The following is a 26575-nucleotide window of genomic DNA, read 5'->3' as shown; positions in this document are numbered from 1 at the left end:
CTTCAGTTGACCCATTCACACCTCAGTGTGTTCCCTGGCACATCAGACCATGCGTGACCCAGGGCTCACCTGGTCGAATCCGCCAGGCGGGGGACCGGATCCCCTCGGAACCCCGGGACACGGCCAGTGAGCAACGACCATGACCGCGGCGCCAGCCTGCATCTGGCCGGCTGCAACGCGGCGCCGCTGTGCGATGGGCATCGCCTGGCCGCGTGGTCACTCTAGGTATCCGGCCATGGCGAGCGGCGGGGGACGGGTCGAAGGTCCTGGCGGTCAGGGACCTTTTGGGCTATCTCGGGTACGGAGGGCTGCCTACGTTCGAGGAGAACGCATCCCCCTCGGACGGCGAGATCAGGCTATGAGCAGCGATGACAGCCGGGGGCTCGACCTCGGCACCCTTAACCTCATGCTCGACGCACTCGACGAGTTCACCGGCGGCGTTCTTCCGCAGGAGCGGCGGCTGGAACTCGACCGCGAGGACGTCTGCCCCGAAGAGGTCGTCCGTGCCATGTGCGGCGACGATCTTGGTGTTCAGCTCGTCTTCATCCCGGAGGAGTACGGCGGGATGGGCGGTGGGGCGTTCGACTCCTACCGCGTCTGCGAGCGCCTGGCCCGGATCGACATCGGGCTGGCGACTTCGGTGTTCGCCACGTTCCTCGGCTGCGATCCGATCCTGTTCGGCGGTACCGCCGAGCAGAAGGAGTGGTGGCTCGGCCGGATCGTCAAGGAGGGCATCCTCCTGGCGTACGGGGCGACCGAGCCCGAGGCCGGCAGCGACCTCGGCGCCCTGCGCACCGTCGCCGTTCCGGTGGAGACCGGTGGGCGGACCACCGGCTACCGGATCAACGGGCGCAAGCAATGGATCAGCAACGGGTCCATCGCCGACGTGTGCACCGTTCTCGCCTCCACTCCCCGGGGACCTTCGTGGTTCGTGGTGGAGAAGGGCACGGAGGGCTTCTCGGCCGCGCCGCCGGAGGACAAGCACGGCATCCGGCTGTCCAACACCGCGGCGCTCTACCTGGACGACGTCGTGGTCCCGGCGGAGAACCTGGTGGGTGGCGAGGAGGGCGGCGGGCTGGTGATCGCCCAGCGGGTGTTCGGCTACACCCGGCTGATGGTCGCCGCGTTCGGTCTTGGTGGGGGATGGGCGGCGCTCGACCGGGCGATCGCCTACTCGGCGGACCGGGTGCAGGCCGGTGGGCCGCTCGCCAGCAAGCAGGGGTACACGCACAAGCTGATCGTTCCGCATGCGGTGCGGCTGGAGGCGGCGCGGGCGTTCACCGAGGAGACCGCGCTGCGCATCGACGCGGGCGAGGGCGCCGAGGGGGCGCTCAACACCGAGGGCGCGATCGCCAAGTACCTGGCCAGCGAGGCGGGGAACACGGCGGCCGAGGCGGCGATCCAGGCGCACGGCGGCTACGGCTACACCAAGCCCTATGTGGTCGAGAAGATCAAACGCGACGTGCGGATCACCACGATCTACGAGGGGACCTCGGAGATCCTGGAGATGACGATCGCCCGCGACCGGTGGCAGCGCCACCTGAAGACCCGGGGAGCCCACTACCGTGACGAGGCGCACGCCCTCGCCGCACTGCCCGGCGAGACGGGGGCGCCGGTTGCGGCACTGGCGCTGGAGTGCCTGGCCGCCGTCATGGAGGCGTGCCGCACCGGGCGGCTCACCCGCAACCAGCACGTCCTGCTGCGGCTCGGCGAGCTGATCGCCGCCGCCGAGGGCGCGGCCGCGCTGGCCCGGCGCGCGGCGGCCGCAGCCGCGGGCGAGTGGCCGCAGAAGAGTGATCGGCGGTTCGCGCCGGGCATCCTCGCCACCATCAGCCGGGTGGCGGCACGCGAGGCCGCCATGAAGACCGCCGAGGAGGGCCTGCGCTGGGTCGCGGGCGCTCTTCCCGCCGGGCAGGACGGCGGTCTGCCCGCCGCGCTTCGGCTCGACGCCGTCCGCGCCGCCCAGGCCGGACTGCTCGCCGACATGGACCTCATCGCGGACGCCCTGTACGGCCGCGCCGACAACTGAATCTGCAGGTAACGTCATGACTGGCAATCCCCGCGTCCCGATTGCCGTCGTCGGCATCGGCGCGATCATGCCCGACGCCCCCGACGCGCACTCCTTCTGGACGAACGTCCGCGACGGCCGCTACTCCATCGGCGACGTCCCGCCCGAACGCTGGGATCCGGAGCTTTACTACGACCCGGACCCGGTGGCCCCCGAGAAGACCTACTCGCGCATCGGCGGTTGGGTGCGGGAGTTCGAGTGGGATCCGATGGGCTGGCGGTTGCCGGTGCCGCCCGCGGTCGGCGCGCAGCTCGACCAGGGGCAGAAATGGTCGGTGGCGGCGTCCCGGGCCGCGCTGCTGGACGCCGGATGGCCGGACTGGCACGTCGATCCCGAGCGTGCCGCCGTGATCCTCGGCAACGCCATCGGAGGCGAGAAGCACTACGAGAGCAATCTGCGGATCGCCTTCCCCGAGTTCGCCCGCGAACTGGTCTCGGCCCCGGCCTTCGCGGCCCTGCCCGGCGACGTACGCGAGACGGTGCTCGCGCAGGCGAGGGAAGCGTTCCTCGCGCGATTCCCTGAGATCAACGAGGACACGATGCCCGGCGAGCTGGCCAACATCGTCGCCGGTCGCGTGGCCAACCTGCTCAACCTGCGCGGGCCGAACTTCACCACCGACGCGGCGTGCGCCTCGGGGCTGGCCGCGATGAACGCGGCCGTCCGCGGCTTGCAGGCCGGCGACTTCGACGTGGCGGTCTCCGGAGGCGTCGACCGCAACATGGGCGTCGGTGCGTTCGTGAAGTTCTGCAAGATCGGCGCCCTGTCGGCGACCGGGACACGCCCGTTCGACGCGGGCGCCGACGGCTTCGTGATGGGCGAGGGCTGCGCGGTGTTCGTGCTCAAGCGGCTGGCCGACGCCGAACGCGACGGCGACCGGATTTATGCCGTGCTGCTCGGCATCGCGGGCTCCAGCGACGGCAAGGGCAAGGGCATCACCGCGCCCAACCCCGTCGGGCAGCGGCTCGCCGTGGAGCGAGCCTGGGCCGACGCCGGCCTCGATCCGGCCCGCGCCACCTACCTGGAGGCCCACGGCACCTCCACCCGCGTCGGCGATGCCACCGAGCTCGCGGCCCTGAACGAGGTCTTCGTGAAGGCTGGGGCCGCGCCGGGGACGATCGCGCTCGGCTCGGTGAAGTCGAACATCGGGCATCTCAAGGCCGCCGCTGGCGCGGCGGGAGCCTTCAAGGCCGTCATGAGCCTGCACGACAAGGTGCTGGCACCGAGCCTGCACTTCGACGATCCCAATCCGAACGTCGACTGGTCCAGCACGCCGTTCCGCGTCAACACCGAACTGCGTGAATGGCCGCAGCCAGGTGACGGCGCCGTCCGGACCGCCGGGGTGAGCGCGTTCGGCTTCGGTGGCACCAACTTCCACGTGGTGCTGGAGGAGTACGTCCCCGGTCGCCATCGTGCCGAGGACGCACCCCGCTCATTCGCCTCGGCCGACGTTCCCGCCACCGTGAAATCGCCGCCGCGGGGGATCGCGGCGGTCGCTGCCGGTGATGACGCGGAGGCACTCGCGGGCCTGGACCGGCTGAGCGAGGGTGTCCCGCCGGCGCCGCCCTCCGCGGAGCTGGCCGACGCCCCGGTACGGGTCGTCCTGGACTACGGCGACCCCGCTGAGCTCATGGACAAGGCCGCGAAGGCCGCCAAGGCCTTCCGGGCGGACAACCCGGCCATGTGGCGGATGCTGCGTTCACAAGGCGTCTTCCTAGGCCGCGGACCCGCGCCAAAGGTCGCCTTCCTGTATCCAGGGCAGGGCTCGCAGTATGTCGACATGCTGCGCGAACTGCGGGCCCGCGAGCCCATCGTCGCGCGGACCTTCGACGAGGCGGACGGCGTCATGACCCCGCTGCTCGGACGACCACTGTCAGCCCATGTGTTCTCCGGCGGCGTCGCGAAGGACGAGCTGGAGGCCCGGCTGCTCCAGACCGAGATCACCCAGCCCGCCGTCCTCACCGCTGACATCGCGCTGACGCGGCTGCTGGACGAGTACGGCGTCCGGCCCGACATGGTCATGGGGCACAGCCTCGGCGAATACGCCGCCCTCGTCGCGGCGGGCGCGCTGACCTTCTCCGCGGCGCTGGAGGCGGTCAGCGCCCGCGGCCGCGAGATGGCCGACATCTCGATGGGCGACAACGGCGCGATGGCGGCGGTGTTCGGCCCGCTCGACCAGATCGAACGGATCATCGCCGGGATCGACGGCTACGTCGTGGTCGCCAACATCAACAGCACCGGCCAGGCCGTCGTCGGCGGCGCGACCACCGCCGTCGAACGGGCGATCGAGGAGTTCGGCCGCGCCGGCCTCAACACCGCGCGCATCCCCGTCAGCCACGCCTTCCACACCGCCATCGTCGCCCCGGCCGGCGAGCCGCTGAAGGCGGCGCTGCGCCGGCTGGAGATCCGTCCACCGCGGCGTCCGATCGTCGCCAACGTCACCGGCGACTTCTACCCTGCCGGCGCCGACGTCGAGACGATCCTCGACATGCTCGGGCGCCAGGTCGCCTCGCCTGTGCGGTTCGTGGACGGGCTGCGCACGCTCTACGACGCGGGCGCGCGCGTCTTCGTCGAGGTCGGGCCGAAGAAGGCGCTGCACGGTTTCACCGCCGACGTGCTCGGCGCCCACCACGACGACGTGCTGGAGCTGTTCACCAACCACCCCAAGTTCGGCGACGCCGTCTCGTTCAACCAGGCGCTCTGCGGCCTGTACGCGTCCGGCCTGGGCCTGCGCCCCGCCGAGCCGGTGCCGCCGGCACCCGCACCCGTCTCCGCTTCCCCCGAACGCCCGATGAGGCCCGCCATGACCAGCGACACCTATGACCAGCTCGGCCGGATCTTCGCCGGTGCCCTCGAAGCGGGCCTCAAGGTCTACACGGGCACCGCACCGTCGCCCGCTCCGAATGCCGTGCCGGAGGACGAGCCGGTCGTGGTGACCGGCGCCGCGCTGGGCCTGCCCGGCGTGGAACGGGTCTTCGACGACGCCAACCTGCAGCGGATCCTGGACGGGCAGCAGTTCATCGACTCCATCCCGCACCGGTACCGCCGGAGCATGGTGGACCGGCGGATCACTCGCCTGGTCAAGCGCGAGTCCGGCGACCCCACGTTCGAGACCATCGACAACGAGGCCGACGTCATCAAGCTCGCCGGACGCCGCGCGCCGCTCGACGTCGTGACCGAGTTCGGCGTGGACGCCGACCGGGACGCCGCCCTGGACACCGCTACCCGGCTGGCGATCGGCGCCGGGTTCGACGCGCTGCGCGACGCTGGCCTCCCGCTCGTCCACGGGTACAAGACCACCACGCTCGGCACCCGGCTCCCCGGGCATTGGGGCCTGCCCGAGCCGCTGCGGGACGACACGGGAGTCGTGTTCGCCTCCGCGTTCCCCGGCTACGACAACTTCGCCCAAGACCTGGAGCGCTACTTCACCGACCGGGGCCGCCGCGAGCAGCTGCTCGCCCTGGAGGCCGTGCGCGCTCGCCTGCGGGACGGCGATGCGGCGACGGCCGAGGTCGACCGCCGCGTCCGCGAGCTACGGCGCCGGCTGGAGGACGAGCCGTACGTGTTCGACCGGCGCTTCCTGTTCCGCTGCCTGTCGATGGGGCACTCGCAGTTCGCCGAGATCATCGGCGCGCGCGGCCCCAATACGCAGGTGAACGCGGCGTGCGCGAGCACCACCCAAGCACTCTGCGTCGCCGGGGACTGGATCCGCACCGGCCGCTGCCGCCGCGTCATCGTGGTGTCGGCCGACGACGTGACCAGCGACGCGCTGCTGCCGTGGGTCGGCGCGGGCTTCCTGGCCTCGGGCGCGGCCGCCACCGACGACGTGGTGGAGGAGGCCGCGACGCCGTTCGACCGGCGCCGGCACGGGATGATCGTCGGCATGGGCGCGGCGGCGTTCGTCGTCGAGTCCGCGGCCGCCGCGCGCGAACGCGGCGTCCGGCCGATCTGCGAGGTCCTCGGCGCCGTGACCGCCAACAGCGCGTTCCACGGCACCCGCCTGGACGTCGACCACATCGGCCAGGTCATGGAAGAGGTCATCGGGCAGGCGGAGGCGCGCGGGGCGGACCGGCACGATATCGCGCCCGCCACGGTCTTCGTGTCGCACGAGACCTACACCCCCGCGCGCGGCGGGAGCGCCGCAGCCGAGATCAACGCGCTGCGGCGCGTGTTCGGCCGCGACGCCGACGCCGTCGTGATCACCAACACCAAGGCGTTCACCGGCCACGCCATGGGCGCCGGCATCGAGGACGTCGTGGCGATCAAGGCCCTGGAGACCGGGATCGTCCCGCCGGTGCCGAACTTCAAGGAGCCCGACCCCGAGCTCGGCGTGCTCAACCTCTCGGCGGGCGGCGCCTACCCCGTCCGCCACGCGCTGCGGCTGGCCGCGGGCTTCGGCTCGCAGATCGCCATGTCGCTGCTGCGCTGGACGCCGATGCCCGACGGCCGCCACCGCGCGCCCGACGAGCTGGGATACGCGTATCGGATCGACGACCCGGACGCCTGGAACCGCTGGCTCGCCGCCATGACGGGCCGCGAGGGCGCCCGGCTGGAGGTCGTCCAGCGGCGGCTGCGCGTCGTCGACGACGCACAGCTCGCCCAGGCACCGGCCGCACCGGCGAGGAGACCGGCCCTCGAGCCGCAGCCGGCACAGGCCCCGCCCACCCCCGTCCAGCCCACGCCCGAACCGGCGCCCGTTCCCGCCGCACCCGCTGCGCCCGTCCCCGCGCAAGCCGATGAGGTGACGGCGACGGTGGTGGGGATCGTGGCGGAGATGACGGGGTATCCGCCGGAGTTGCTGGAGTTGGATCTGGATCTGGAGGCGGATCTGGGTGTGGATACGGTGAAGCAGGCGGAGGTGTTCGCGGCGGTTCGTCAGCGGTTCTCGATCGAGCGCGACGACAAGCTGCGGTTGCGTGACTTCCCGACCCTCACCCACGTCATCGGCTGGATCCGCGAACGCAAGGCGGCTGCCTCCCCGCAGGCCGTCCCAGAGACGACGGATGAGCCGGCGGCGGCCGACACCGATGGCACCCCCGATCCGGGAGCGTTCTCGCGACGGGTGCCGGTCCCGGTGCTCCGGCCGCCCCTCGCGCTGTGCAAGCCCACCGGGATCACACTCGGCAAGGGAAGCCGTATCGCGGTGATGCCCGACGAGGGCGGCGTCGCCAAGGCGCTCGCCGGGCGCCTCCAGAAGCTCGGCTGCGAGGTCGTCATGCTCGACCCGTCAGCGGCCGGCCTCTCCGTGGACGGCGACGTGCACGGCGTGTACTGGCTGCCCGCGCTCGACGACGAGGGCCCGATCGACGAGATGGACCTCTCCGCCTGGCGGGAGGCCCTCCGCCGCCGGGTGAAGAACCTGTACGGGCTCGTTCGGCCGCTGTACGAGCGGTCGCCGTTCCTGGTGACCGCGACCCGGCTCGGCGGGCGGCACGGCTACGACGAGGAGGGCGCGTCAGCGCCGCTCGGCGGAGCCGTCACCGGCTTCGCCAAGGCCTACCAGCGGGAGCGGCCCGGCACGCTGGTGAAGGCGGTCGACTTCCCGCCCAGCCGCAAGACCAGCGGAATCGCCGACGCGCTCATCGAGGAGACCCTGCACGACCCCGGCTGCGTCGAGGTGGGCCGGTCGAACGACCTCCGCTGGACGATCGGGCTCGACGAACGCCCCTTCGGGGGCGCCGAGACGGCCCTCGACGCCAACACGGTGTTCCTGGTGACCGGGGCGGCGGGCGGGATCGTCTCCGCTATCACCGCCGACCTGGCCAAGGCCTCGGCGGGCACCTTCCACCTGCTCGACCTCACACCCGAACCCGATCCGTCCGACCCCGACCTGCGCCGCTACACGAGCGATCCGGAGGCGCTGAGGGCCGACATCGCCGCCCGGCTCAAAGAGCGCGGCGAGCGGCCGACGCCGGTCCTGGTCGAGAAGGAGATGGCGCGCTACGAGCGGCTGCGCGCGGCAGCGACCGCCATCCAGGCCGTCCGCGACGCGGGCGGGACCGCGCACTACCACCCGGTCGACCTGACCGACGCGGACGCCGTGCGACGGGTCGTCGACGACGTGCGCGCGACGAGCGGACGGGTGGACGTGCTCCTGCATGCCGCCGGGATCGAGATCAGCCACACGTTGGCCGACAAACCGCGTCGCGAGTTCGACCTGGTCTTCGACGTCAAGGCCGACGGCTGGTTCAACCTGATGCGATCGGCCGCGGATCTGCCGATCGGCGCCACTGTCGCGTTCAGCTCGGTCGCCGGACGGTTCGGCAATGCGGGGCAGGCCGACTACAGCGCCGCCAACGACCTGCTCTGCAAGCTGACCAGCGGCCTGCGGCGCGCCCGGCCCGAGACCCGGGCGATCGCGCTGGACTGGACCGCCTGGGCGGGCATCGGCATGGCCTCGCGCGGTTCCATCCCGAAGATCATGGAGATGGCCGGCATCGAGATGCTGCCCGCGGCGACCGCCGTGCCCTGGATCCGCCAGGAACTCGTTTCCGGCGGACGTGGCGAGGTGCTGGTCGCCGGTGAGCTCGGCGTCCTGGGCCGCGAGTACGACCCGGCGGGCGGGCTCGACCCGGCGGCGGTCACCGGCACCGGTCCGATGATCGGAACGGTCGAGTCGGCCGGTGTCCACACCGGCCTGGTGGCCAGGACGATCCTCGATCCGGCGCGGCAGCCGTTCCTCGACGACCATCGCATCGACGGCACTCCGGTGCTGCCAGGGGTGATGGGCATCGAGGGCTTCGCCGAGCTGGCGCGGCTGGCCGCACCCGGATGGCACGTCACCGCCGTGGAGGACGTCGCGTTCCTGGCGCCTCTGAAGTTCTACCGGGACGAGCCCAGGACACTGACGCTCACCGCGGTCGTGGGTCCCGACGGCGCCGACCTGGTCGCCAGGTGCACGCTGTCGGCCGAGCGCGCCCTGCATGGCTCCGACGAGCCGCAGCGCACCGTCCACTTCACCGGCTCAGTACGGCTCACCGAGCATGCACCGGATCCAGAACAGGAGGACCCGGTGCAGGATGGCGAGACCGTCGTGCACAAGGAGGACGTCTACGACCTGTACTTCCACGGTCCAGCGTTCCAGGTGGTCTTCGCCGCCTGGCGGCACGGGGAAGGCGCGGCGGCCCGCATGGCCGGCGACCTGCCTGCCGTGACCGATCAGGATGAGCCGCACCTGACCCTGTCGCCGCGGTTGGTCGAGCTGTGCTTCCAGGCGGCCGGGCTCTGGGAGGCCGGGTCGCATGGGCGCCTGGCGCTGCCTCACCGGGTCGGACGGATTCGCATGTTCCGGATCGGCCTTCCCGGACCGCTTCACGCAAGGATCGTTCCCCGGCCGGGCGACCCTGAGCAGTTGGGCTTCGACTGCGTCGTTCTGGACGCGGAGGGCGATGTCGTCCTGCGCGTGGAGGGATACCGCACCATCGCGCTGCCGGGCGAGATCTCCGCTGAGTTGCGGAGCCGGCTGGGTCCGGTGAGCTGAGATGGCCCAGATCCGGCGCCTGGCGATCGTCAACCGGGGCGAGCCCGCCAAGCGGGCCCTCGACGCCGTCGCGGAGCTCAACCGCGACGGCGCGGGGGACCCGGTCACCGCGATCGTGCTGTACACCGACCTGGACGCCGACGCCTGGTTCGTCCGGATGGCCGACGAGGCGGTGTGCCTGGGCCCCGCCACGTTCACCGACCCGGCCGACGGGCACCGCAAGTCGGCCTACCTCGACGAGGAACGGGTCGTCGAGGCGATGAAGAGAGCGCGGGCCGACGCCGCGTGGGTCGGCTGGGGCTTCGTCGCCGAGCACGCCTCGTTCGCGCGGCGCTGCGAGGAAGCGGGCGTCGTCTTCGTGGGACCGGGCAGCGACACGATCCGGCTGCTCGGCGACAAGATCGCGGCCAAGCGCCTGGCCGAGAAGGCGGACGTGCCGGTGCTGCCCTGGAGTGGCGGGCCGGTGGCCGACGCCGCCGAGGCGGCGGCCCACGCCGACCGGCTCGGCTACCCGGTGCTGCTGAAGGCCGCGGCGGGCGGCGGCGGCCGCGGCATCAGGATCGTCACTGAACGGTCCGGGGTCGCCACGGCGCTCGCCGCGGCACGGGAGGAGGCCGCGCTGGCGTTCGGTGACCCGGCGGTGTTCGTGGAGAAGCTGCTCCCGCGGGCCCGGCACGTCGAAGTGCAGATCATCGCCGACGGGCATGGCACGACCTGGGCGGCAGGGCTGCGCGACTGCAGCGTCCAGCGGCGCAACCAGAAGGTCATCGAGGAGTCGGCCTCCACCGTCCTGCGCCCGGCGGACCGTGATGCCATCGAGGCGGCGGCCGTCCGGATCGCTTCGGCAGCGGGGTACCGCAGCGCCGGCACCGTGGAGTTCCTGGTCGATCCGGAGACGGGCCGGTTCCTGTTCATGGAGGTCAACACCCGCCTCCAGGTCGAGCACCCGGTCACCGAGGCGACGGCCGGGATCGACCTCGTCAAACTCCAGCTGCACGTCGCCCGGGGCGGCCGCCTGACCGGCGCTCCGCCGCGCCCGCGCGGCCATGCCGTTGAGGCGCGGCTGTGCGCCGAGGACCCCGAGCGCGGGTTCGCCCCGGCCCCGGGCCGGGTCCTGCTGTGGCGCCCGCCCGCCGGTCCCGGCATCCGGGTGGACACCGGGATCATAGAGGGGGACACGGTGGCCGCCGCGTTCGACTCCATGATCGCCAAGGTGGTCGCCTGGGGCCGGGACCGCGATGAGGCGCTGGCACGGCTGCGGCGCGCGCTCGCCTCGTCCGCGGTCGTCATCGAGGGCGGCACCACCAACAGGTCGTTCCTGCTGTGGCTGCTCGGCACACCGGAGGTGCGCGACGGTACGTTCGACAACCGCTGGCTCGATCGCGCCGTCGCCGAGAGTCGCCATGTGCCCGAACCGGCCCCGCTCGCCGTCGTTCAGGCCGCCGTGGAGGCCTACGACGAGGCGCACGCCGCCGAGGTCGCCTCGTTCCGCGCGATGGCGGCACGCGGGCGGCCGGAGGCGCCCGACGACGCGGGCCACCGGGTCCGCCTCCGTTACCGCGGCCGGTCGTACGCCCTCACGGTCTTCCGGACACGGCCGGGCGTGTACCGGCTCGCCACCGGGACCGGCGAGGTCGAGGCCCGAGTGGAACGGTTCGGGCCATTCGAGCGGCGGCTGGCGGCGGGCGGAGAACGGCACCGCGTCCTCGCCGTTCCGCAGAGCGGATCGTTCCTGATCGACGTCAGGGACGGCGCGCACCGCGTCGAGCGGGACGACGGCGGGCTCGTGCGCGCCTCGTTCCCGGCCTTCGTGGTCGGCGTCCGAGTACGGCCGGGGGACCAGGTCGAGCGGGGCGCGCCGCTCGTCGTGCTGGAGAGCATGAAGATGGAGTCGGTGCTCACCGCGCCCCACGCGGGCCAGGTGTCGGGCGTGGAGGTCACCGAGAACACCCAGGTGATGGCGGGTCAGCCGCTCGTCCGGTTGACCCGGACCGGAACCGGCACCGCGTCCCCGGACGCCGATGACGAGATTCCTCTTCTGGACTTCTCCACGCTGGCAGGCCCGGCCGGGGCAGCCGACGGCCGCGACCATCGTTCGGTGTACGACACGCTGCGCGGCTACCTGCTGGGGTTCGACCTGCCTTCGGAGGCCGTACGCCGCGTCATGGCGGACCAGCGGGCCGTCAGCGGCCGGGCGGTGCCGGAAGATCCCGACCTGCGCGCCGCCGAGGACGCCTTCCTCGACCTCTTCGCCGACGTCAGCGGTCTCTACCGGCCGCAGCCGGAGCCCGTGACCGACGGGTTGGAGAGCGCGAGCGCCCAGGAGTACGTGCTGTCGTATCTGCAGTGGCTCGACCCCGACCGCGCGGGCCTGCCACCCGATTTCCGGGGGCGGCTCGCGAAGGTCCTGGGCAGGTACGGCGTGACCTCGCTGGACCGGACGCGGCGGCTGGAGGAGGCCGTCGTCTGGATGTTCCGGTCCTTCCACCGCGCGGACGAACTCGTTCCCGCGGTCCTGGCGCTGCTCGAACGCCGGCTGGACGCAACCGATCCCGGCGCGCGCGAGCCCGCCGCACGGGAGCTGTTGGACCGGCTGGCCGCCGCCGCGCAGACGCGATATCCGATTGTGGCGGACCTGGCCAGGGACGTGCGCTTCCGTCACTTCGACGAACCGCTGCACGAGAGGGCGCTGGCGGCCGTGTACGTCGAGATGGAGGGCCATCTCGACGAGCTCGCGGCCGAGCCCGATCGATCCGACCGTGACGTACTCGTCGAACGGCTGGTTCGCTGCCCGCAGCCGATGCGCGGTCCGCTGCTCCGCCGCTGGGCCGAGGCAGGACCGCGGTTCCGCGAGACGCTCGTCGAGGTCTACATCCGCCGCTTCTACCGGACCCGCGAACTGGACGAGATCCGCTTCGGCGACCACAGCGGAACCTTGCTGGGATCGGCCGACTTCATCCATGAAGGTTCCCCGTTCCATCTGGTCGTCGCGTACCTCCCGCTGTCCGATCTTCCGGCCGCCGCCGCCGGCATCGCCGCGCACCTGCGCGATGCCGGCGGCGACCGGCAGATCATCGTGGACCTCGTGACCTGGCGGCCGGGCGAACGACCCGGCGCGGACGCGATGGCGGTCGAGCTTGCCGCACTTCTCGCCCGGTGCGACTTCGGGCGCCCGCTGGATCGCCTGGACATCACGGTGACGAGCGAGCGCGGCCGGGCCGCCGAGCACAGCCGGACCCAGCACTTCTCGTATCGCCCGGACACCGCGGGTGGATTCGCGGAGGACCGGCTCTACCGCAACCTGCATCCGATGATCGCCGAACGCGCCGAGTTGTGGCGGCTCTCAAACTTCGCGCTGGAACGCCTCCGGTCAGCCGAGGACGTCTACCTCTTCCGCGGCGTCGCCCACGACAACCCGGCCGACGTCCGGCTGTTCGCCCTCGCCGAAGTCCGCGACCTCACCCCCGTCCTCGACGGCGGCCGTGTGGTCTCACTGCCGCGGCTCGAACGGATCGGGCTGCAGGCGCTCGCCGCCATGCGCGCGGCCATGGCGGGACTGCCAGCACGTGAACGTCCGCAGTCCAATCGCATCGTGCTCTATGTACGGCCGCCGTGGGACGTGCCGAAGGAACGCTGGCGGGATCTGGCCCGGCCCTTCGTGCCCCTTGCCACGGGCGTCGGGCTGGAGAAGGTCCTGCTCCGCGTCCGTATCCCTGATGGTGACGGGCTGCGTGAGGCCGTCCTGCACATCGAGGGCCTGGACGACGACCATCTCACCGTGCGAGAGCTGCGCGTCGAGGAGGCGCCGATCAGACCGCTCACCGAATACCGGCGCAAGGTGCTGCGGGCCCGGCGGTTCGGCGCGCCTTACCCGTTCGAGATCATCCGCATGCTCGCGCCTCCGGAGGGCACGCCCGCGGACTTTCCGCCGGGCGACTTCGCCGAGCACGACCTGAACGGGGACGGCGTCCTAGTCCCGGTCGACCGGCCGGAGGGGCACAACACCGCCAACCTGGTCGTCGGCCTGATCACCAACCGCACACCGGAGACCCCCGAGGGGATGACCCGGGTCGCGATCCTCGGCGATCCGACCCGCAGCCTCGGCTCGCTCGCCGAACCCGAATGCACCCGCATCCTGGCCGCGCTGGACCTGGCCGAACGCCTGCGCGTCCCGGTGGAGTGGTTCGCCCTCTCCTCCGGCGCGCGGATCGCCATGGACAGCGGCACCGAGAACATGGACTGGATCGGCGCGGTGCTGCGCCGGCTGATCGAGTTCACGCAGGCCGGGGGAGAGATCAACATCGTCGTCACCGGCGTCAACGTCGGCGCCCAGCCGTACTGGAACGCCGAAGCCACAATGCTGATGCACACCCGCGGCGTCCTCATCATGATCCCGGGCAGTGCCATGGTGCTGACCGGCAAGCAGGCGCTGGACTTCTCCGGCGGCGTCTCCGCCGACGACAACACCGGCATCGGCGGCCTGGAGCGCATCATGGGCCCCAACGGCCAGGCCCAGTACGGCGCCCGCAACCTGGCCGACGCCTGCCGGATCCTGCTCCGGCACTACGAGCACACCTACATCGTGCCCAGCGAGCAGATCCCCCGGCGGCGCCCTACCGCCGACCCCACCGACAGAGACGTCCGAACCACGCCGCACTCCGGCCCGGAGTTCGCCACCGTGGGCGACATCTTCTCCGCCGAGCACAATCCCGAACGCAAGAAGCCCTTCGACATCCGCTCGGTGATGCGCGCCGTCGCCGACACCGACGCCGAGCCCCTGGAACGCTGGGGACGCTGGTCCGGTGCCGAAACGGTCGTAGTCTGGGACGTCCACGTCGGCGGCGCCCCGGTCTGCATGCTCGGGCTGGAGTCGCGCTCCGTGACCCGGCACGGCTTCGTACCGGCCGATGGGCCGACCGCCTGGACGTCCGGGACGCTGTTCCCGCAGTCCTCCCGCAAGGCGGCCCGCGCGATCAACGCGGCCAGCGGCAACCGGCCCGTCGTCGTCCTGGCCAACCTCTCGGGCTTCGACGGCTCGCCAGAGTCGATGCGGCGGTGGCAGTTGGAGTACGGCGCCGAGATCGGCCGTGCGGTCACCAACTTCGCCGGCCCGATCGTCTTCGTGGTCGTCTCCCGCTACCACGGCGGAGCCTTCGTGGTCTTCTCCAAGAGTCTCAACCCGGGACTGGAGATCGCCGCGGTCGAGGGCTCGTACGCCTCGGTCATCGGCGGCGCCCCCGCGGCGGCCGTGGTGTTCGCCCGCGACGTCCGGTCCCGGACCGAACACGACCCGCGCGTCGCCGTGCTGCGTGAGCACGCCGCCGGTGTCTCCCGCGCCGAGCTGCACGAGACCTACGAGGCGGTACGAGCCGAGAAGCTCCGCGAGGTGGCCACCGAGTTCGACCGCACGCACAGCATCCGCAGAGCCCTGGACGTCGGCTCCGTGGACCGCATCATCAAGGCCCGCAACCTGCGCCCCTACATCATCGACGCCGTCGAACGCGGAATCGCGGCCTGGGCGGCCGCACGGATGGGGCACCGCTAGGAAAGCCAGCCGTGGGTCGGGACTGCGGAGGCGAGGGCCGGCGGCTCATCGAGGGAACAGGGATGTGGTGTCTCCTGGTCAGCGGCGACTGTGAGCAGGAAGTCGCCGAATCGGATCCACCACCCGGGGAAGACCCTTCCCTCGACGGCCCGCACCGTGAGCGGCGCCCAGCCGCCGCCGGACGGCGGATCATCGACGGTGACCTCCACCGATCGAGTGTCCCGGCGCAGTCCCGTCCGCAGCACCTTCAGCGCGCTCTCCTTCGCCGACCAGAAGAGGTTGGCGGCCAAGTCGTCACCCGCGATGCGACGCCGTTCGGCACCGGTGAAGTAATCCTGGACGAACGCAGTGCTGCGCGCCTCAACGAGTTCGAGGTCGCAGCCGATGCGCACGTGAGGCGGGCCAAGTAGGCAGACCGCCCAATCGGCCCGGTCGGTGAGCGAGATGCTGACGTCGAGCGGGCACCCGTTTCCGTACGCCTCAGGAGCACCACTCCGATGATGGCGGATCTCGATGCGTGCGGGCTCGGTGCCGGACGAGCAGATCCGCCCGATGGCCTGCTTGGCCGTCCACCGCGCGATGAGGAATTCATCGCGCCGTTTGGTGAAGCGCATCCCGCGCGCGCGCCGGAGCTCTCCTTCCGACAACCAACCTTCGCCCGAGGGCAGGTGAACCCGTCCCCGCGCGAGCCAGCTCAGCTGCATCGTGGCCTCCGGCTCAGCGGCGACGGCCCGCCTGATGCTCGCGCTGCTCGGACCTGTACGCCGCCAGCGCCGCAAGGTGGCTGCGCCGCAACTGCTCCAGAGTCACCACCGTGTACGTCAGCGTGGCCTGCGGCGAAGAGCGAAAGCGGCCCGGGGGTCGCCAACCGCACTTGATGGGGTCGGACAGCCACGCTGCCGGATCGTATGTGTCAGCGGTCAATGTAGAGGGTTCTCGCATGCCGGCCTCAATACATGGGGTAGTGCTGGATGTAGGTGTCGTCGACTGTCCAGTTCAAGCGAGCCTCGGCCGCGACCACGCCCTCGACACGGCGGATCGCGTGGAGCAACGCCGGGATCTGCGAACGCCGCTCGAGGTCGCCTTCGACCGTGACCTGTCCTTGCTTGACGGTGACGGCGTAGCGCTCGGCCTCCCACCCGAACCGCCCGACGATGACGTTCCTGACAACGTCGTCGTGGATGTCGCGGTCGGGACGGCTGTAGACACGCAGCAGGTCGGCGCGGCTCACGATTCCCACCAGCCGGCCGCTCTTCTGATCGATGACGGGCAGCCTGCTGACGTGCTCGCGCCGCATGACCCGCGCCGCCTGCTCGACCGGCGCCGTGGGGGCGATGGTGATCGCGGGAGAGGTCATGAGGTCGGCCGCGACCGTGCCGGCCGATTTGCGGATCTCCTTGCGGCGACGCGGTCCTGCGAACAGAGGCGAGTCCTCGGCGGCGTCGGGGTCGGCCTCCTTGAGCAGCAGGTCGGTCGCCGACACCACCCCGGTCACCGTTCCGTCCGCTCCCAGCACCGGCGCGGCGTTCACGCCGTAGACGCGCAGCACGTGAACGATCTGTTTGAACGACGCGGTCTCCGGTACCACGACGACGTCGGCGGTCATGACCGCCTCAACGGTGGTAGTCATCGGATGCCTCCGTACGGCGCGACCGTGTCGGCGACGGCGACCTTCACGGTCAGCACGCCCTGGTCGTACTTGGCCCGGACGGCGTCGACGTCGATGCCGGTGGGAAGGACCAGCGACCAGGTGAACGAGCCGAAACCGGCCTCAGGTCCAAATCCTTCATGCTCGGGCACGTGGTCTTCGGCGTGGATCCCCAGCACGTTGTCGGTGACGGTGATCTCCAGGTCCTCCGGGACGAGGCCGCAGAGCTCGGCGCGCATCACGTAGTCCCCGCCTTCGGTGCGGTGCTCCAGGCGAACCGGCAGTCCGGCGGGAGTCCGGAGCACGGCGAACGGCGCTTCGAGACAACCGGCCGTCTCAGGCAGCAGGCTACGGGGCTCCAGGAATTCCAGCGTGCTCATCATGTCTCCTCAAGAGTGGAACCCTTACACCTCTAGTGCACGCCTTTAACGGTCCCGTCGATAGGGCCCGACGTCCTCGTCAAGGGGACCTTCGGTCCCGAAACCATGGCTCGCGGCAATGCGCCAGATCTCCGATGTGCTGACCTCCGCCCGAGGCGGAGGGCCAGAGACGTGTAGTTCACGGAGTATGGCCGTCCACGAGAGGGGTTTCCCAGGTGCCGCCCGGCGGGATCGTGACCGTGAGGCCGTCGTGCTTGAGCTCGATGGGCTTGGCGGCTCCCGCTTGGAGGGTCACCCGGAGAAGGTCGCGCTGGCAGGTGACGTCGATGCCCCAGTGCCCGCGATAGCGCAGGCCGAGTTCGAGCTCGCCGATTCCGACTGGAAGGCGCGGGTTGATGAGGAGCGTGTCGCCGCGGGTGGAGATCCCGGCGTAGCAGCGTTGGACGAGGTCGACGGTGCCGGCCATGGCGCCCAGGTGGACGCCCTCGGCGGTGGTGCCGTGCTGGGTGTCCATCAGATCGCTGTGGAGGGTGTCGAGGAACAACCGCCAGGAGTCCTCGCCGTCGGTGCGGGCGAGGAGCCAGGCGTGCACCAGCGCGCTCAGCGTCGAGCCGTGGCTCGTGCGGGCCATGTAGTAGTCGATGGTGCGCCGCATCAACTCGGATTCGTACGGGTGGCCGAGGCGTTGGAAGATGCTCTTCAGCTCGTCATGCGTCAGCAGGTAGAACAGCATGAGCACGTCGGCCTGCTTGGACGCCTTGTAACGGTTCGGGGTGTCTCCCTCGGCCTCGAGGATGCGGTCGAGCCGCCGGATGTCGCCATAGGTGCGCCGGTATCCCTCCCAGTCGAGCTCGGCGAGCTCCCCGTAGCCGTCGAACTGGCTGATCACCCCGTCGTGGTACGGCACCCGTATCTTGCGGCTGACGTCCTCGAAACGGGTGATCTCCTCGCGGCCGATTTCGAGCTGCTCGCGCAGTTCGGCGGTGCGATAGGAGGGCAGCACGTCCAGCACCTCGAGTGCGCGCCGCATCACCCATACGGCCATGACGTTGGTGTAGGCGTTGTTGTCCAGGCCGGGCTCGGAACGGTCGGGATAGCCGTCGTGGTACTCGTCCGGCCCCATCACACCGCGGATCTCGTAGGCGTCCAGTGTCCGGTTGTAGGTGGTGATGTCGGCGAAGTAGAGCGCGATCTCCAGGAGCGTCTCGGCGCCGTACTCGGCCAGGAACTCCAGGTCCCCGGTCGCCTCGTAGAAGCGCCAGACGTTGTAGGCGATGGCGAGGCCGACATGGCGCTGCAGGTGGGAGTTGTCGGGCAGCCAATGTCCCGATCGCGGGTTGAGATGCATCCGCTGGGTCTCTTCGCGGCCGTCACCGGCGCTCTGCCAGGGGAACAGGGCGCCACGGCAGCCGTTCTGGCGAGCCGCCCAGCGTGCCTCTGGGAGCCGCCGCCAGCGGTAGAGGAGGAGCGCTCGGGCGATCTCGGGGAAGCGCATGGCCAGGAACGGAAGGATGAACAACTCGTCCCAGAAAACATGCCCGCGGTAGGCCTCGCCGTGAAGGCCGCGTGCCGGTACGCCGGCGTCGAGTTCCACGGTGTGCTCTGAAGCCGTCTGCAGCAGGTGGAACATGTGCAGGTTGAGCACCGTCTGCACATCGTCGTGGTCGACGCCGATCTGGCAACGGTGCCACAGCCGGTCCCAGGCCAGAGTCTGCCGTTGCAGCAGCCGGTCGAAGTCGTCCGCACGCTCGACCCGGACCCGGGCGGCATGGGAGCACTCCTCCATGGCCCGGTCGCGCGAAGTGAAGATCGACACGATCTTCTCCACGGTGACCTGCGCTCCTTCAGCGACGTCGATGCCGAGGTCGTGGGCGATCCAGCCGGTCTCGACGAGCACGGTCCGCTTCGCGGGGAGGGTGCACCGGGTACGGGCGGCGACCGCGATGCTGACCCCGGAGGATGCGGTACGGCAGCGTAGCCAGATGGTCTCGGGGACGCTCTCCTCAGCGGCCTCCGGTGTCAGGTGACGCTCGTTGAGGTCGCGGTAGCGGGCCACGCCGGTGTTGGAGACTCGGCCGTCCAGGGCGGATCGCACTTCCAACCGTCCGTGCCAGTTCTCCGCGACGAACGTGGTCTCGAGTGCGGCGAGGTGAGGATCCTCCATGGAGACGATGCGCCGCTGGCTCACCCGCGTCGTGCGCCCGTCCGCATCGGAGTACTGGAAAAGGCGAGTGAGGACACCGCGTCGCATGTCGAGTTCCTGCCGGTAGACATGCAGGCGCCTCTCCGCCAGAGCGGAGTCGAGCGAGAACCAGCCGCCCTCCTCTATCCGGAATGTCAACGGCAACCAATCTGGCGCGTTGACCAGGTCATTGTTGTCGACGACGCGCCCGGCGACCTCCGACAGCTGCCGGTCATAGCATCCGGCAAGGTAGGTGCCCGGGTGATGCACGTCGCCGGCGGCCGACTCCGGCGCGGCGCCGCGCGTGGCGAAGTGGCCGTTGCCCAGGGTGCACAGCGCTTCCCGCAGCCTCTCGGCCTCCGGGGCGTACCCGTCATAAGTGAGACGCCAGCGTGTCATCGGGCCGCTCCCTCGGTCTCGGCCGGCGCGGCGAGGTCGGTGAGCTCGGAGAAACCCGCCTCGATACCGGCGGTCAGCGTCTCGATATCGGGGACGGTGTCGAAGTCGCCGGTGATGCCGAAGTACAGGCGTCCCAGGTAGGAGAAGACCCCGACCGAGATGCCGGCCCCCGCCGCGAGGGGCACGTAGGGATAGAGGGCGACCACCTTGCGCCCCAGCGCGTACAGGGGGAACTGCGGACCCGGGACGTTCGTCGTGACGGTCTGGAACATCGGTGTCAGCGCGCTCATGATGACGCGGGTCGCCGGCGACAACATCGTGGGCGCCGACCCGGCGAGCCGGACCACCGCGTCGGCGCTCACCGCCTGGTGAGTGTGCTTGTGCGTGTCCATCTCGGTCCGCAGGACCTCCAGACGCCGGGCCGGATCCGGTTCCCCGCAGGGCAGCGTGACGATCAATGCCGACACGTGGTTGCCCAGGTCGCCCTGCTCGTCAGAGCCGCGGACGGACACCGGCACCAGAGAACGCACCAGCGTCTGATCGGTCAACTCGCCGCGCGCCGAGAGCAGCGCACGGAATCCATGCGTCACGGCCGCCAGCACCACGTCATTGACGGTGCCGCCCAAGGCGACGCGGATCGCCTTGACCTCGTCGAGGTCGACCTCCAGCCAGGACCAGCGGCGATGGCGCCCGGCGGGCCCGGACAGTGAGGCCACGCCGTGGTGGGTGATCTGCTCGACGGTGTGAGGAAGCCCTTCGGTGAAGTCGCGGACCTCACGTAGCGTGCCGAAGGCTCTGGAAGGAGACGGTCGCAGGGCAAGCCGTGCAATCGCTCTCACCGGTCGTACGGCGGCCTGGCCCAGCCCGTCCAGCGTCAGGGCGAGGGCGGACGGAGGAGGTTCGCTCTTCACCTCGGGGATACGCCGCGGTTCCGGAGGGCGGGCCTCCAGATCGAAGATCTCACCGATGAGGTCGCTGGCACCGACGCCGTCCACCACGCAGTGATGGACCTTGCTGATCACGGCCCAGCGGCCGTGGGCGAGCCCCTCGACCATCCACATCTCCCACAGCGGCCGGGAGAGGTCCAGCCGCTGGGACATGATCCGCCCGACCAGGCTGCCCAGTTCCCGGCGCCCGCCGGGCCGGGGCAGGGCGGTGTGCCGGACGTGGTGGGAAAGCCGGAAATCCGGATCGTCGATCCAGACCGGAAGGCCGAGATTGAACGGTACCGTCCGGACCCGTTGCCGGTAGCGGGGCAACCGCGGCATCCGGGCCCGGATGGTGTCCACCAGGTCGTCGTAGGCCGGCGGTGGTCCCTCCAGCACGGTGATCGACGCGATGTTCAGAGGCGCGCGTTCGGTCTCGGCGAAGAACATGCCTGCGTCCAGTGCGTTCATGCGTTCCATGGCTGGCCACCTTCCGGCCGCTGTCGTCCTGCCTTCAGGGTCGCCCTGCGCGGCTCCGCCGCGTAGGGACGGAGGCCCTGTCCTTCGGGACCCTTGGTCACCTGACCAGCAGTGCGGCTCCCGCGGTGATCCCGGCGGAGGCGCACACCAGCAGGACGCGGTGGGCGTCGCGCAGGCGTCCGGTCGCTTCGGCCGCCGCCAGGGCGATCAGCAGGCTCGCCGTATGGTGTCCGCTCCCGCCTGGAGGATTGACGAGACGCTCCGGGGCGATCCCCAGGTACGCCGGGAGGGCGTACAGAAAGGGTGGAGCGAGCGGGCTCGGCACCACGAGATCGATCGTCCCGATCCCGGTGTCCAGTTCGGCGAGCAGCGCGCTCGCCGCCTTGGCTGCCAACGCCGCCGCCTGGTCGCCGAAGCGCGGATCGTGCTCGATCCGCAGCGCGTTGCGACCTCGTTCGAACACCACGTCGGCGCGGAACAGATCATCGCCCTCGGGAGCGTTCTCCCAGTGGAACCCGGCCACCCCCGTACCGTCGGCGGCCCATCGGCACACGGCGGCGGCACCGCCCGCCCTGAACGGGAAGCGGCTGCGCGGCCGGCGGTCCGGCCTGGCGTCGCCGGCCACGATGACCGCGTGCTTGATCGTCCCGGCGCGGAGGAAGCCGTCGGCGATCTGCAAAGCCGTGAGGGGCCCGCAGGTGCCGTTGGCCACATCGAACGAGAAGGTCCCGTGGCCGCCCGCGTGCGGGTCCTCCGGATTCGCGCCGACATCCTGCTGGATCAGGGCGGCCATGGCCGGTTCGCCCAGGTTGCGCTCGTGGTAGAGACCCGTGTTGATCAGCAGGTCGACGTCGCCGGGGACCAGGCCGGCCTGCGAGACCGACCTTTTGATGGCCGTGTCGGCCAGCTCCCGCTGTCCTCGCCAAGTGTGCCGGCGTCCCGGGACGAACGCGGCGGCTTCAATCGTCGTCGCCATGACTCTTCACCAGTTCCTCGTCCGCGGTGAACAGGGCGAACCCGATTTCCAGCCCTGAGGCCAAAGCCACCAGAGCCACCCTGTCGCCCGCTTCGATACGACCCGCCCGCAGTTCTTCGGCGAGCGCGACGAAATGTGTGGTCGAGGCGGTGTTGCCGTACCGGTCGACCGTGACCACCGTCTGCTTCGAGGGCTCACCGCCCAGCGACTCACGGATCACCCGCATCCCTTTGCGGATGGCGCGCACCGACGTCTGATGCGGGATGAGGTGCTGGACGTCCCCGACGCTCAGGCCGACCGAGTCCAGCGCCTCCTGCAAAAGCACGGGAACGTCCGCGATCGCGGCGCGCTGGAGGCTTCGAGCCTTGGTGAACATCCGGGCACCAGGGTCGTGCTTGGCGGGAGAGGCGAGGCAGAGCCTGCTGTGCCTGGCCACGGTGGTGAACCCCATCGCCTCGATGCCGTCGCAGCCCTCCGGAGCGCGGCCCAGAATGACCGCCGCTCCGGCGTCCCCGAGCGTCAGCGACGGGAGCTCACGGCTCATGATGTTGCGCACGTGAGCCGCCGCGTTGACCCCGAGCCGCGAGATGTACTCGCCGCTCACGACCATGCCGCAGTCGATCTCACCCCGCCGGATCCGGTTGGCCACCACGAAGACCCCGGTGAGCATGCCCGCGCAGGCGTTGGAGATGTCGAAGGTGACGGCATGCTCGGCGCCGATCGCGCGGGCGACGGCCAGGCTCATGGCCGGTTCGACCCGTTGTGTCAGGCCGTCGCCGTACTTGGTGATACTGCAGTTCACGACCGCCTGCAGATCCTCCGCTCGCCGACGTGATCGCGCAAGGCAGTCGGCGGCGGCGCCGATCGCGAGCGACAGCGAGGTCTCGTGCCCGCCGGAGACCCGGCGTTCACGGATACCCGTGAGCCGTTCGAGATCGATGCCGGTGCGGTGGCGGGTGGAGGCCATGAGCTCGCTGGTCGCCAGCCGGGTGCCGGGCAGGCAGCGGCCCACGCTCTCGAATCTGGCAATGTGAGGCGCGGCCAGCCCGGCGGCTCCCTGTTCCATCATGAGCCAGGTTGTCGGCATCGCTCTGTCCCTACATTTCCGAGGTCCACTACTTCGAGCATGCGGATCCGGACGGGCGAGGGTCAGGGCCAAAGGTCCCCGCGTGGCGCGACCACCGGCCCGCGCCGGCGGGGTCATGCCTCCGTTTCAGCGATGATGGTGGCCGCGCCGGGCCTCCCAGTCACGCGAGGTCCGCTCGAGCCGGATGGCGAGCCGGTCGGCGGTCATCGCGATCGCCTCGTGCAGGTTGCCGGCGGCGGCGTGGGCGTTGTGCACCCGGCCGTTGACGTCGGCCCGCAGCGACGCCAGGGCACCTCGCGGGGGAGCGGGCTCGGCGAGCTTGGTCAGCGTGACCCGGACGTACAGGACCGGCTCGTGGGCGTGGGCCAGAACCCGGTTGAAGACCTCGCGGGCCCGGTCGACCTCCTCCTCGGTGACGTCACCGGTCAGAGTGAACGTGATCGGCGTCGGCGCCTCAATGACGTCGCGGGCCGGGCGCGAGGCTTGCGCATGGTGTCGCATGGGATCTCCTGATCTAGTGAGTTGTTTCGGATGAGGGTGGCGAACTGGTCGCTTCACACCAGGACCCGTTCGCCGAGCCGTGGGACGACGGCGTGCCAGCCGAGCTCGTCGATGATCCGATCGCGCAGTCGAGCGGACGAGCCGGTTTCTCCATGCACCACGTAGGTTGTCGCCGGTGGTTCGGTGGCCTGCCGGAGCCAGCCGATGATCTCGTCGGCGTCGGCGTGCACGGAGAAGCCGGGCACGTTCACCACCTCGGCGCGGACCGGTACGTACCTGCCGTGGATCTTCACCGACCGGGCGCCCTCGACGAGGCTGCGGGCCCGGGTGCCCACCGCGGCGAAGCCGACTATGAGCACGGTGGTGCGCGGGTCGGGCAGCAACGCGGCGAGATGATGCAGGACGCGGCCGCCGGTGGCCATGCCCGAGGCCGAGATGATGATCGATGGCACTCCCGGGCGGTTGACCAGGCACGACTCGTCCGCGGTGTGCAGCTCGTACAGGGGTTCGGGGATCAGCACCTCCGGCCCGAGGCCCTCGCGCAACTCTGGCGCGCCCTCGCTGATGGCCTTGAGATAGACCTCGCGGGCGGCCAGCGCCATGGGACTGTCGACGTAGATCGGCACCTGGGGGAGCTGTCCTGCCCTGCGCATCCGGTTCAGATGGAACAGCACGACCTCGGTCCGGTCCACGGCGAACGCCGGGATCACCACCGACCCACCACGATCGAGTGTCCGGGTGATGGCCTCGGCGAATACACGCTCCCCGGTCTCGTCGTCGTGACGCCCGTCACCGTAGGTGGACTCAACAAGGAGAGCGTCCGCTCCCTCGAACGGCTCCGGTGGCCGCAGGAGCGGATGGCCGGGGCGGCCGAGGTCACCGCTGTGCACGATCCTGCGGCCGTCGGGCGCGGTGACCTCCGTCCAGGCCGACCCGAGGATGTGCCCGGCGTGATGAAGGTGCAGGCTTCCGCCGCCTTGCAGCGCTTCTGTGTCGCCCACCTCGATGGGCACGATGCGTGCGAGGGCTCGCGCCACGTCGTCCTCGGTGTAGAGGGGAAGCGCCGGACGATGCTTGGACCACCCCTGCCTGTTGGCCAGCCTGGCCTCGTCAGCCAGGAGTTTGGCGCTGTCCCGCAGGACGATCGCGGCCAGCTCGGACGTGTGCGCCGTCGCGTAGACCGGACCACGGAACCCATCGCGCACAAGAACGGGAAGGTATCCGCAGTGGTCCAGGTGGGCGTGGCTGAGCACCACGGCGCTCATCGCGTCCACCGGTACGCCGAGCGGCCGCCAGTTCTCGCGCCGCATCGCCCCCTGATACAGCCCGCAATCCAAGAGCACGTCGCCGAACAGGAACTTGCTACCCGTGACGGCACCCGTGGCGCCAAGGAATGTCAGCGTGCTCATGTCAGACCGCCAGGAGAACTCTTTGGCCTGGCCGCACCCTTGCGTCCGCGCGCCGCAACTCCGCGACCGGGTCCGTCGGTCCGTTCGAGCTGACGCTCACCTGCTGTCTCTTCTGCATGTCCCGCCTCCCTAGGCACTTCCACCATCGCCCTTGAACGATCACCAAGGACAGGGACGAGAGGCCTGAGCCGCAAAGGACCTTCGGCCCGCTCTCGCAACACCCGGGCCACGAGAGATCTTCTCCGAGCGGCCGTGGGGTCAGGATCGGGTGAGAGGGATCCCCGTGGCCCGGGGTCGCGGGACGATAAGCAGCGTCAGCCGCAGGGGGTGGCGGCCCTGACTGGCCGGGTTATGCCAATGGCCTGTCCTGGTGGCGCCCGTGCTCTCTATGGTGGGCGATCACGTTGCCAGAGCCAGGAGGGTGCCGCATGTCGGTACCGGATGCCGATGATGAGCCGGCCCGCTCCCGGATTTGGCCTGCGGCGGCTGTCGCCGTGGGCGTGCTGCTGTGGTTCGTACCGACAATCGGACAACCGCTCACCGACCCGATCGCCGAAGCGCTGCGGAGCATGGGCCTGCTGGCCGACGACACCAGCGACGCCGCGTGGTTCGTCGCCACGCTGGTGTTGCGGTGGGTCGCCGCCGCGCTGCTCTTGGTTTTCGTGCTGACCATCGAGCGGCGCCCGCTGTCGTCGCTGGGCATACGGAAGCCGCGTAGAAAGCATCTGCTGATCGCCGCGTCGCTGGCGTTGCCGGTCATGATGGTGGGCATCATCCTGCACAGCCTGCTGACCGGCGGAGGGACTGACGAGTCCACCAGGACCGACCAGATCATCGAGTCGCTCAACACCTGGCAACTCGCTCATCTGATCATCAATGCGGCGATCGTCGAGGAGCTGTTCTTCCGCGGGCTTCTCATCGAACGGGTCACCGAGTTGACCGGCAGCACCGCCTTCGCCGCCGCCGCCTCCTATACCGTCTTCGTCGCCAGCCACATCCCGGGATCGGGCTGGGCCAGCGCCCTGACCGTTGTCGCGGTAGGGACCGTGCTGACGACGGTCCTGTACGTGGTGACCCGTAACCTGATTCCGTGCATCGTCGCCATGCGGTGGGCAATTCACCGCTCCTGCTCAGCGGATGACCGGCGTGCGGTCAATGGCCACAATCAATGACGCAGAAGCCGTTGCCCTCGATGTCGGCCAGAACGATGAAGTCGGGCGGCGCGATGACGAGGCTCCTTCCGTTGACCGATCGTCTGGATCAACCTCGGTGCGGGTTCAAGGCGTGATCTCGGGACCAAGGTCTCTTGCAGCGGTCCCGGCGGCGGCGGATCTTTGGGTTCATGTTGAGAAGATCCTCTTCGCGATCCGAGTCGGGAAGCCTGGCCTCCGTCAAGCCTTCCGCCGCCATCGCGATCTCCGGGCTGGTGAAGACGTTCGGGCGGACCCGGGCGCTCGACGGTCTGGACCTGACCGTCTCGACCGGGGAGGTGCACGG

General features: G+C 70.5%; 13 protein-coding genes and 1 pseudogene. 5 read left to right on the top strand and 9 right to left on the bottom strand.

Annotation, left to right across the window (positions count from 1 at the left end):
• Positions 1–358 precede the first annotated feature (358 nt).
• The 3 genes from ACGFNU_RS47375 to ACGFNU_RS47365 are packed head-to-tail and all read left to right on the top strand — an operon-like array spanning position 359 to position 15090.
• Positions 359–2029 carry an acyl-CoA dehydrogenase family protein gene (locus ACGFNU_RS47375; protein WP_392603330.1) on the top strand — a complete coding sequence of 557 codons (1671 nt, stop codon included), beginning with the start codon at positions 359–361 and terminating at the stop codon, positions 2027–2029.
• Between the two features lie 16 nt (positions 2030–2045).
• Positions 2046–9545 (top strand): SDR family NAD(P)-dependent oxidoreductase, encoded by a 7500-nt coding sequence (locus tag ACGFNU_RS47370; protein WP_392603329.1) that lies wholly within the window; start codon positions 2046–2048, stop codon positions 9543–9545.
• Position 9546: 1 nt separating this feature from the next.
• Positions 9547–15090, top strand: a complete 5544-nt coding sequence (locus ACGFNU_RS47365) for a carboxyl transferase domain-containing protein (protein ID WP_392603328.1) — start codon at positions 9547–9549, stop codon at positions 15088–15090.
• Here ACGFNU_RS47365 and ACGFNU_RS47360 read toward each other — a convergent pair.
• From ACGFNU_RS47360 to ACGFNU_RS47320, 9 genes are all read right to left on the bottom strand, one after another.
• Positions 15087–15794 (bottom strand): 4'-phosphopantetheinyl transferase family protein, encoded by a 708-nt coding sequence (locus ACGFNU_RS47360; protein ID WP_392603327.1) that lies wholly within the window; start codon positions 15792–15794, stop codon positions 15087–15089. The genes ACGFNU_RS47365 and ACGFNU_RS47360 overlap by 4 nt on opposite strands.
• Positions 15795–16039: 245 nt before the next feature.
• The gene (locus ACGFNU_RS47355; protein ID WP_392603326.1) at positions 16040–16720 is read right to left on the bottom strand and encodes a CBS domain-containing protein; all 681 of its coding nucleotides are present in this window, start codon (positions 16718–16720) and stop codon (positions 16040–16042) included.
• Positions 16717–17118: an Hsp20/alpha crystallin family protein gene (locus tag ACGFNU_RS47350; protein ID WP_392603325.1), complete on the bottom strand. Its 402-nt coding sequence runs from the start codon at positions 17116–17118 to the stop codon at positions 16717–16719. The genes ACGFNU_RS47355 and ACGFNU_RS47350 overlap by 4 nt, the downstream gene beginning before the upstream one ends.
• Positions 17119–17296: 178 nt before the next feature.
• Complete coding sequence (locus tag ACGFNU_RS47345) at positions 17297–19699, bottom strand: glycoside hydrolase family 65 protein (RefSeq protein ID WP_392603324.1); 2403 nt, start codon at positions 19697–19699, stop codon at positions 17297–17299.
• A complete protein-coding gene (locus ACGFNU_RS47340; protein ID WP_392603323.1) occupies positions 19696–21105 on the bottom strand; it encodes a wax ester/triacylglycerol synthase family O-acyltransferase in 1410 nt (469 codons plus the stop codon). Before ACGFNU_RS47340 ends, ACGFNU_RS47345 begins: the two co-directional genes overlap by 4 nt.
• A 97-nt stretch (positions 21106–21202) precedes the next feature.
• Positions 21203–22081: a 3-oxoacyl-[acyl-carrier-protein] synthase III C-terminal domain-containing protein gene (locus ACGFNU_RS47335; RefSeq protein ID WP_392603322.1), complete on the bottom strand. Its 879-nt coding sequence runs from the start codon at positions 22079–22081 to the stop codon at positions 21203–21205.
• A complete protein-coding gene (locus ACGFNU_RS47330) occupies positions 22065–23168 on the bottom strand; it encodes a 3-oxoacyl-ACP synthase III family protein (RefSeq protein WP_392603321.1) in 1104 nt (367 codons plus the stop codon). Before ACGFNU_RS47330 ends, ACGFNU_RS47335 begins: the two co-directional genes overlap by 17 nt.
• 126 nt (positions 23169–23294) lie before the next feature.
• Positions 23295–23669 (bottom strand): hypothetical protein, encoded by a 375-nt coding sequence (locus tag ACGFNU_RS47325; RefSeq protein WP_392603320.1) that lies wholly within the window; start codon positions 23667–23669, stop codon positions 23295–23297.
• A 53-nt stretch (positions 23670–23722) separates the two neighbouring features.
• Positions 23723–25078 carry an MBL fold metallo-hydrolase RNA specificity domain-containing protein gene (locus tag ACGFNU_RS47320; RefSeq protein WP_392603319.1) on the bottom strand — a complete coding sequence of 452 codons (1356 nt, stop codon included), beginning with the start codon at positions 25076–25078 and terminating at the stop codon, positions 23723–23725.
• A gap of 428 nt (positions 25079–25506) precedes the next feature.
• Between ACGFNU_RS47320 and ACGFNU_RS47315 the strand changes: the two genes are divergently transcribed.
• On the top strand, positions 25507–26250 hold the full coding sequence (locus ACGFNU_RS47315) for a CPBP family intramembrane glutamic endopeptidase (RefSeq protein ID WP_392603318.1): 744 nt from the start codon (positions 25507–25509) through the stop codon (positions 26248–26250).
• Positions 26251–26420: 170 nt separating this feature from the next.
• Positions 26421–26575 (top strand): annotated as a pseudogene (locus tag ACGFNU_RS47310) (ABC transporter); the annotation flags it as partial.

The sequence above is a fragment of the Spirillospora sp. NPDC048911 genome, from assembly GCF_043198015.1.
In the GTDB taxonomy this organism is placed as follows: domain Bacteria; phylum Actinomycetota; class Actinomycetes; order Streptosporangiales; family Streptosporangiaceae; genus Spirillospora.
Note: the sequence above shows the minus strand (reverse complement) of the source record. Positions and strands in the feature narration are given on the sequence as shown.

What these genes read in the sequence shown, in the direction of transcription:
- ACGFNU_RS47375 (WP_392603330.1), top strand. Translation starts at nt 359, where the DNA reads ATGAGCAGCGATGACAGCCGGGGGCTCGACCTCGGCACCCTTAACCTC.
- ACGFNU_RS47370 (WP_392603329.1), top strand. Translation starts at nt 2,046, where the DNA reads ATGACTGGCAATCCCCGCGTCCCGATTGCCGTCGTCGGCATCGGCGCG.
- ACGFNU_RS47365 (WP_392603328.1), top strand. Translation starts at nt 9,547, where the DNA reads ATGGCCCAGATCCGGCGCCTGGCGATCGTCAACCGGGGCGAGCCCGCC.
- ACGFNU_RS47360 (WP_392603327.1), bottom strand. Translation starts at nt 15,794, where the DNA reads ATGCAGCTGAGCTGGCTCGCGCGGGGACGGGTTCACCTGCCCTCGGGC.
- ACGFNU_RS47355 (WP_392603326.1), bottom strand. Translation starts at nt 16,720, where the DNA reads ATGACTACCACCGTTGAGGCGGTCATGACCGCCGACGTCGTCGTGGTA.
- ACGFNU_RS47350 (WP_392603325.1), bottom strand. Translation starts at nt 17,118, where the DNA reads ATGAGCACGCTGGAATTCCTGGAGCCCCGTAGCCTGCTGCCTGAGACG.
- ACGFNU_RS47345 (WP_392603324.1), bottom strand. Translation starts at nt 19,699, where the DNA reads ATGACACGCTGGCGTCTCACTTATGACGGGTACGCCCCGGAGGCCGAG.
- ACGFNU_RS47340 (WP_392603323.1), bottom strand. Translation starts at nt 21,105, where the DNA reads ATGGAACGCATGAACGCACTGGACGCAGGCATGTTCTTCGCCGAGACC.
- ACGFNU_RS47335 (WP_392603322.1), bottom strand. Translation starts at nt 22,081, where the DNA reads ATGGCGACGACGATTGAAGCCGCCGCGTTCGTCCCGGGACGCCGGCAC.
- ACGFNU_RS47330 (WP_392603321.1), bottom strand. Translation starts at nt 23,168, where the DNA reads ATGCCGACAACCTGGCTCATGATGGAACAGGGAGCCGCCGGGCTGGCC.
- ACGFNU_RS47325 (WP_392603320.1), bottom strand. Translation starts at nt 23,669, where the DNA reads ATGCGACACCATGCGCAAGCCTCGCGCCCGGCCCGCGACGTCATTGAG.
- ACGFNU_RS47320 (WP_392603319.1), bottom strand. Translation starts at nt 25,078, where the DNA reads ATGAGCACGCTGACATTCCTTGGCGCCACGGGTGCCGTCACGGGTAGC.
- ACGFNU_RS47315 (WP_392603318.1), top strand. Translation starts at nt 25,507, where the DNA reads ATGTCGGTACCGGATGCCGATGATGAGCCGGCCCGCTCCCGGATTTGG.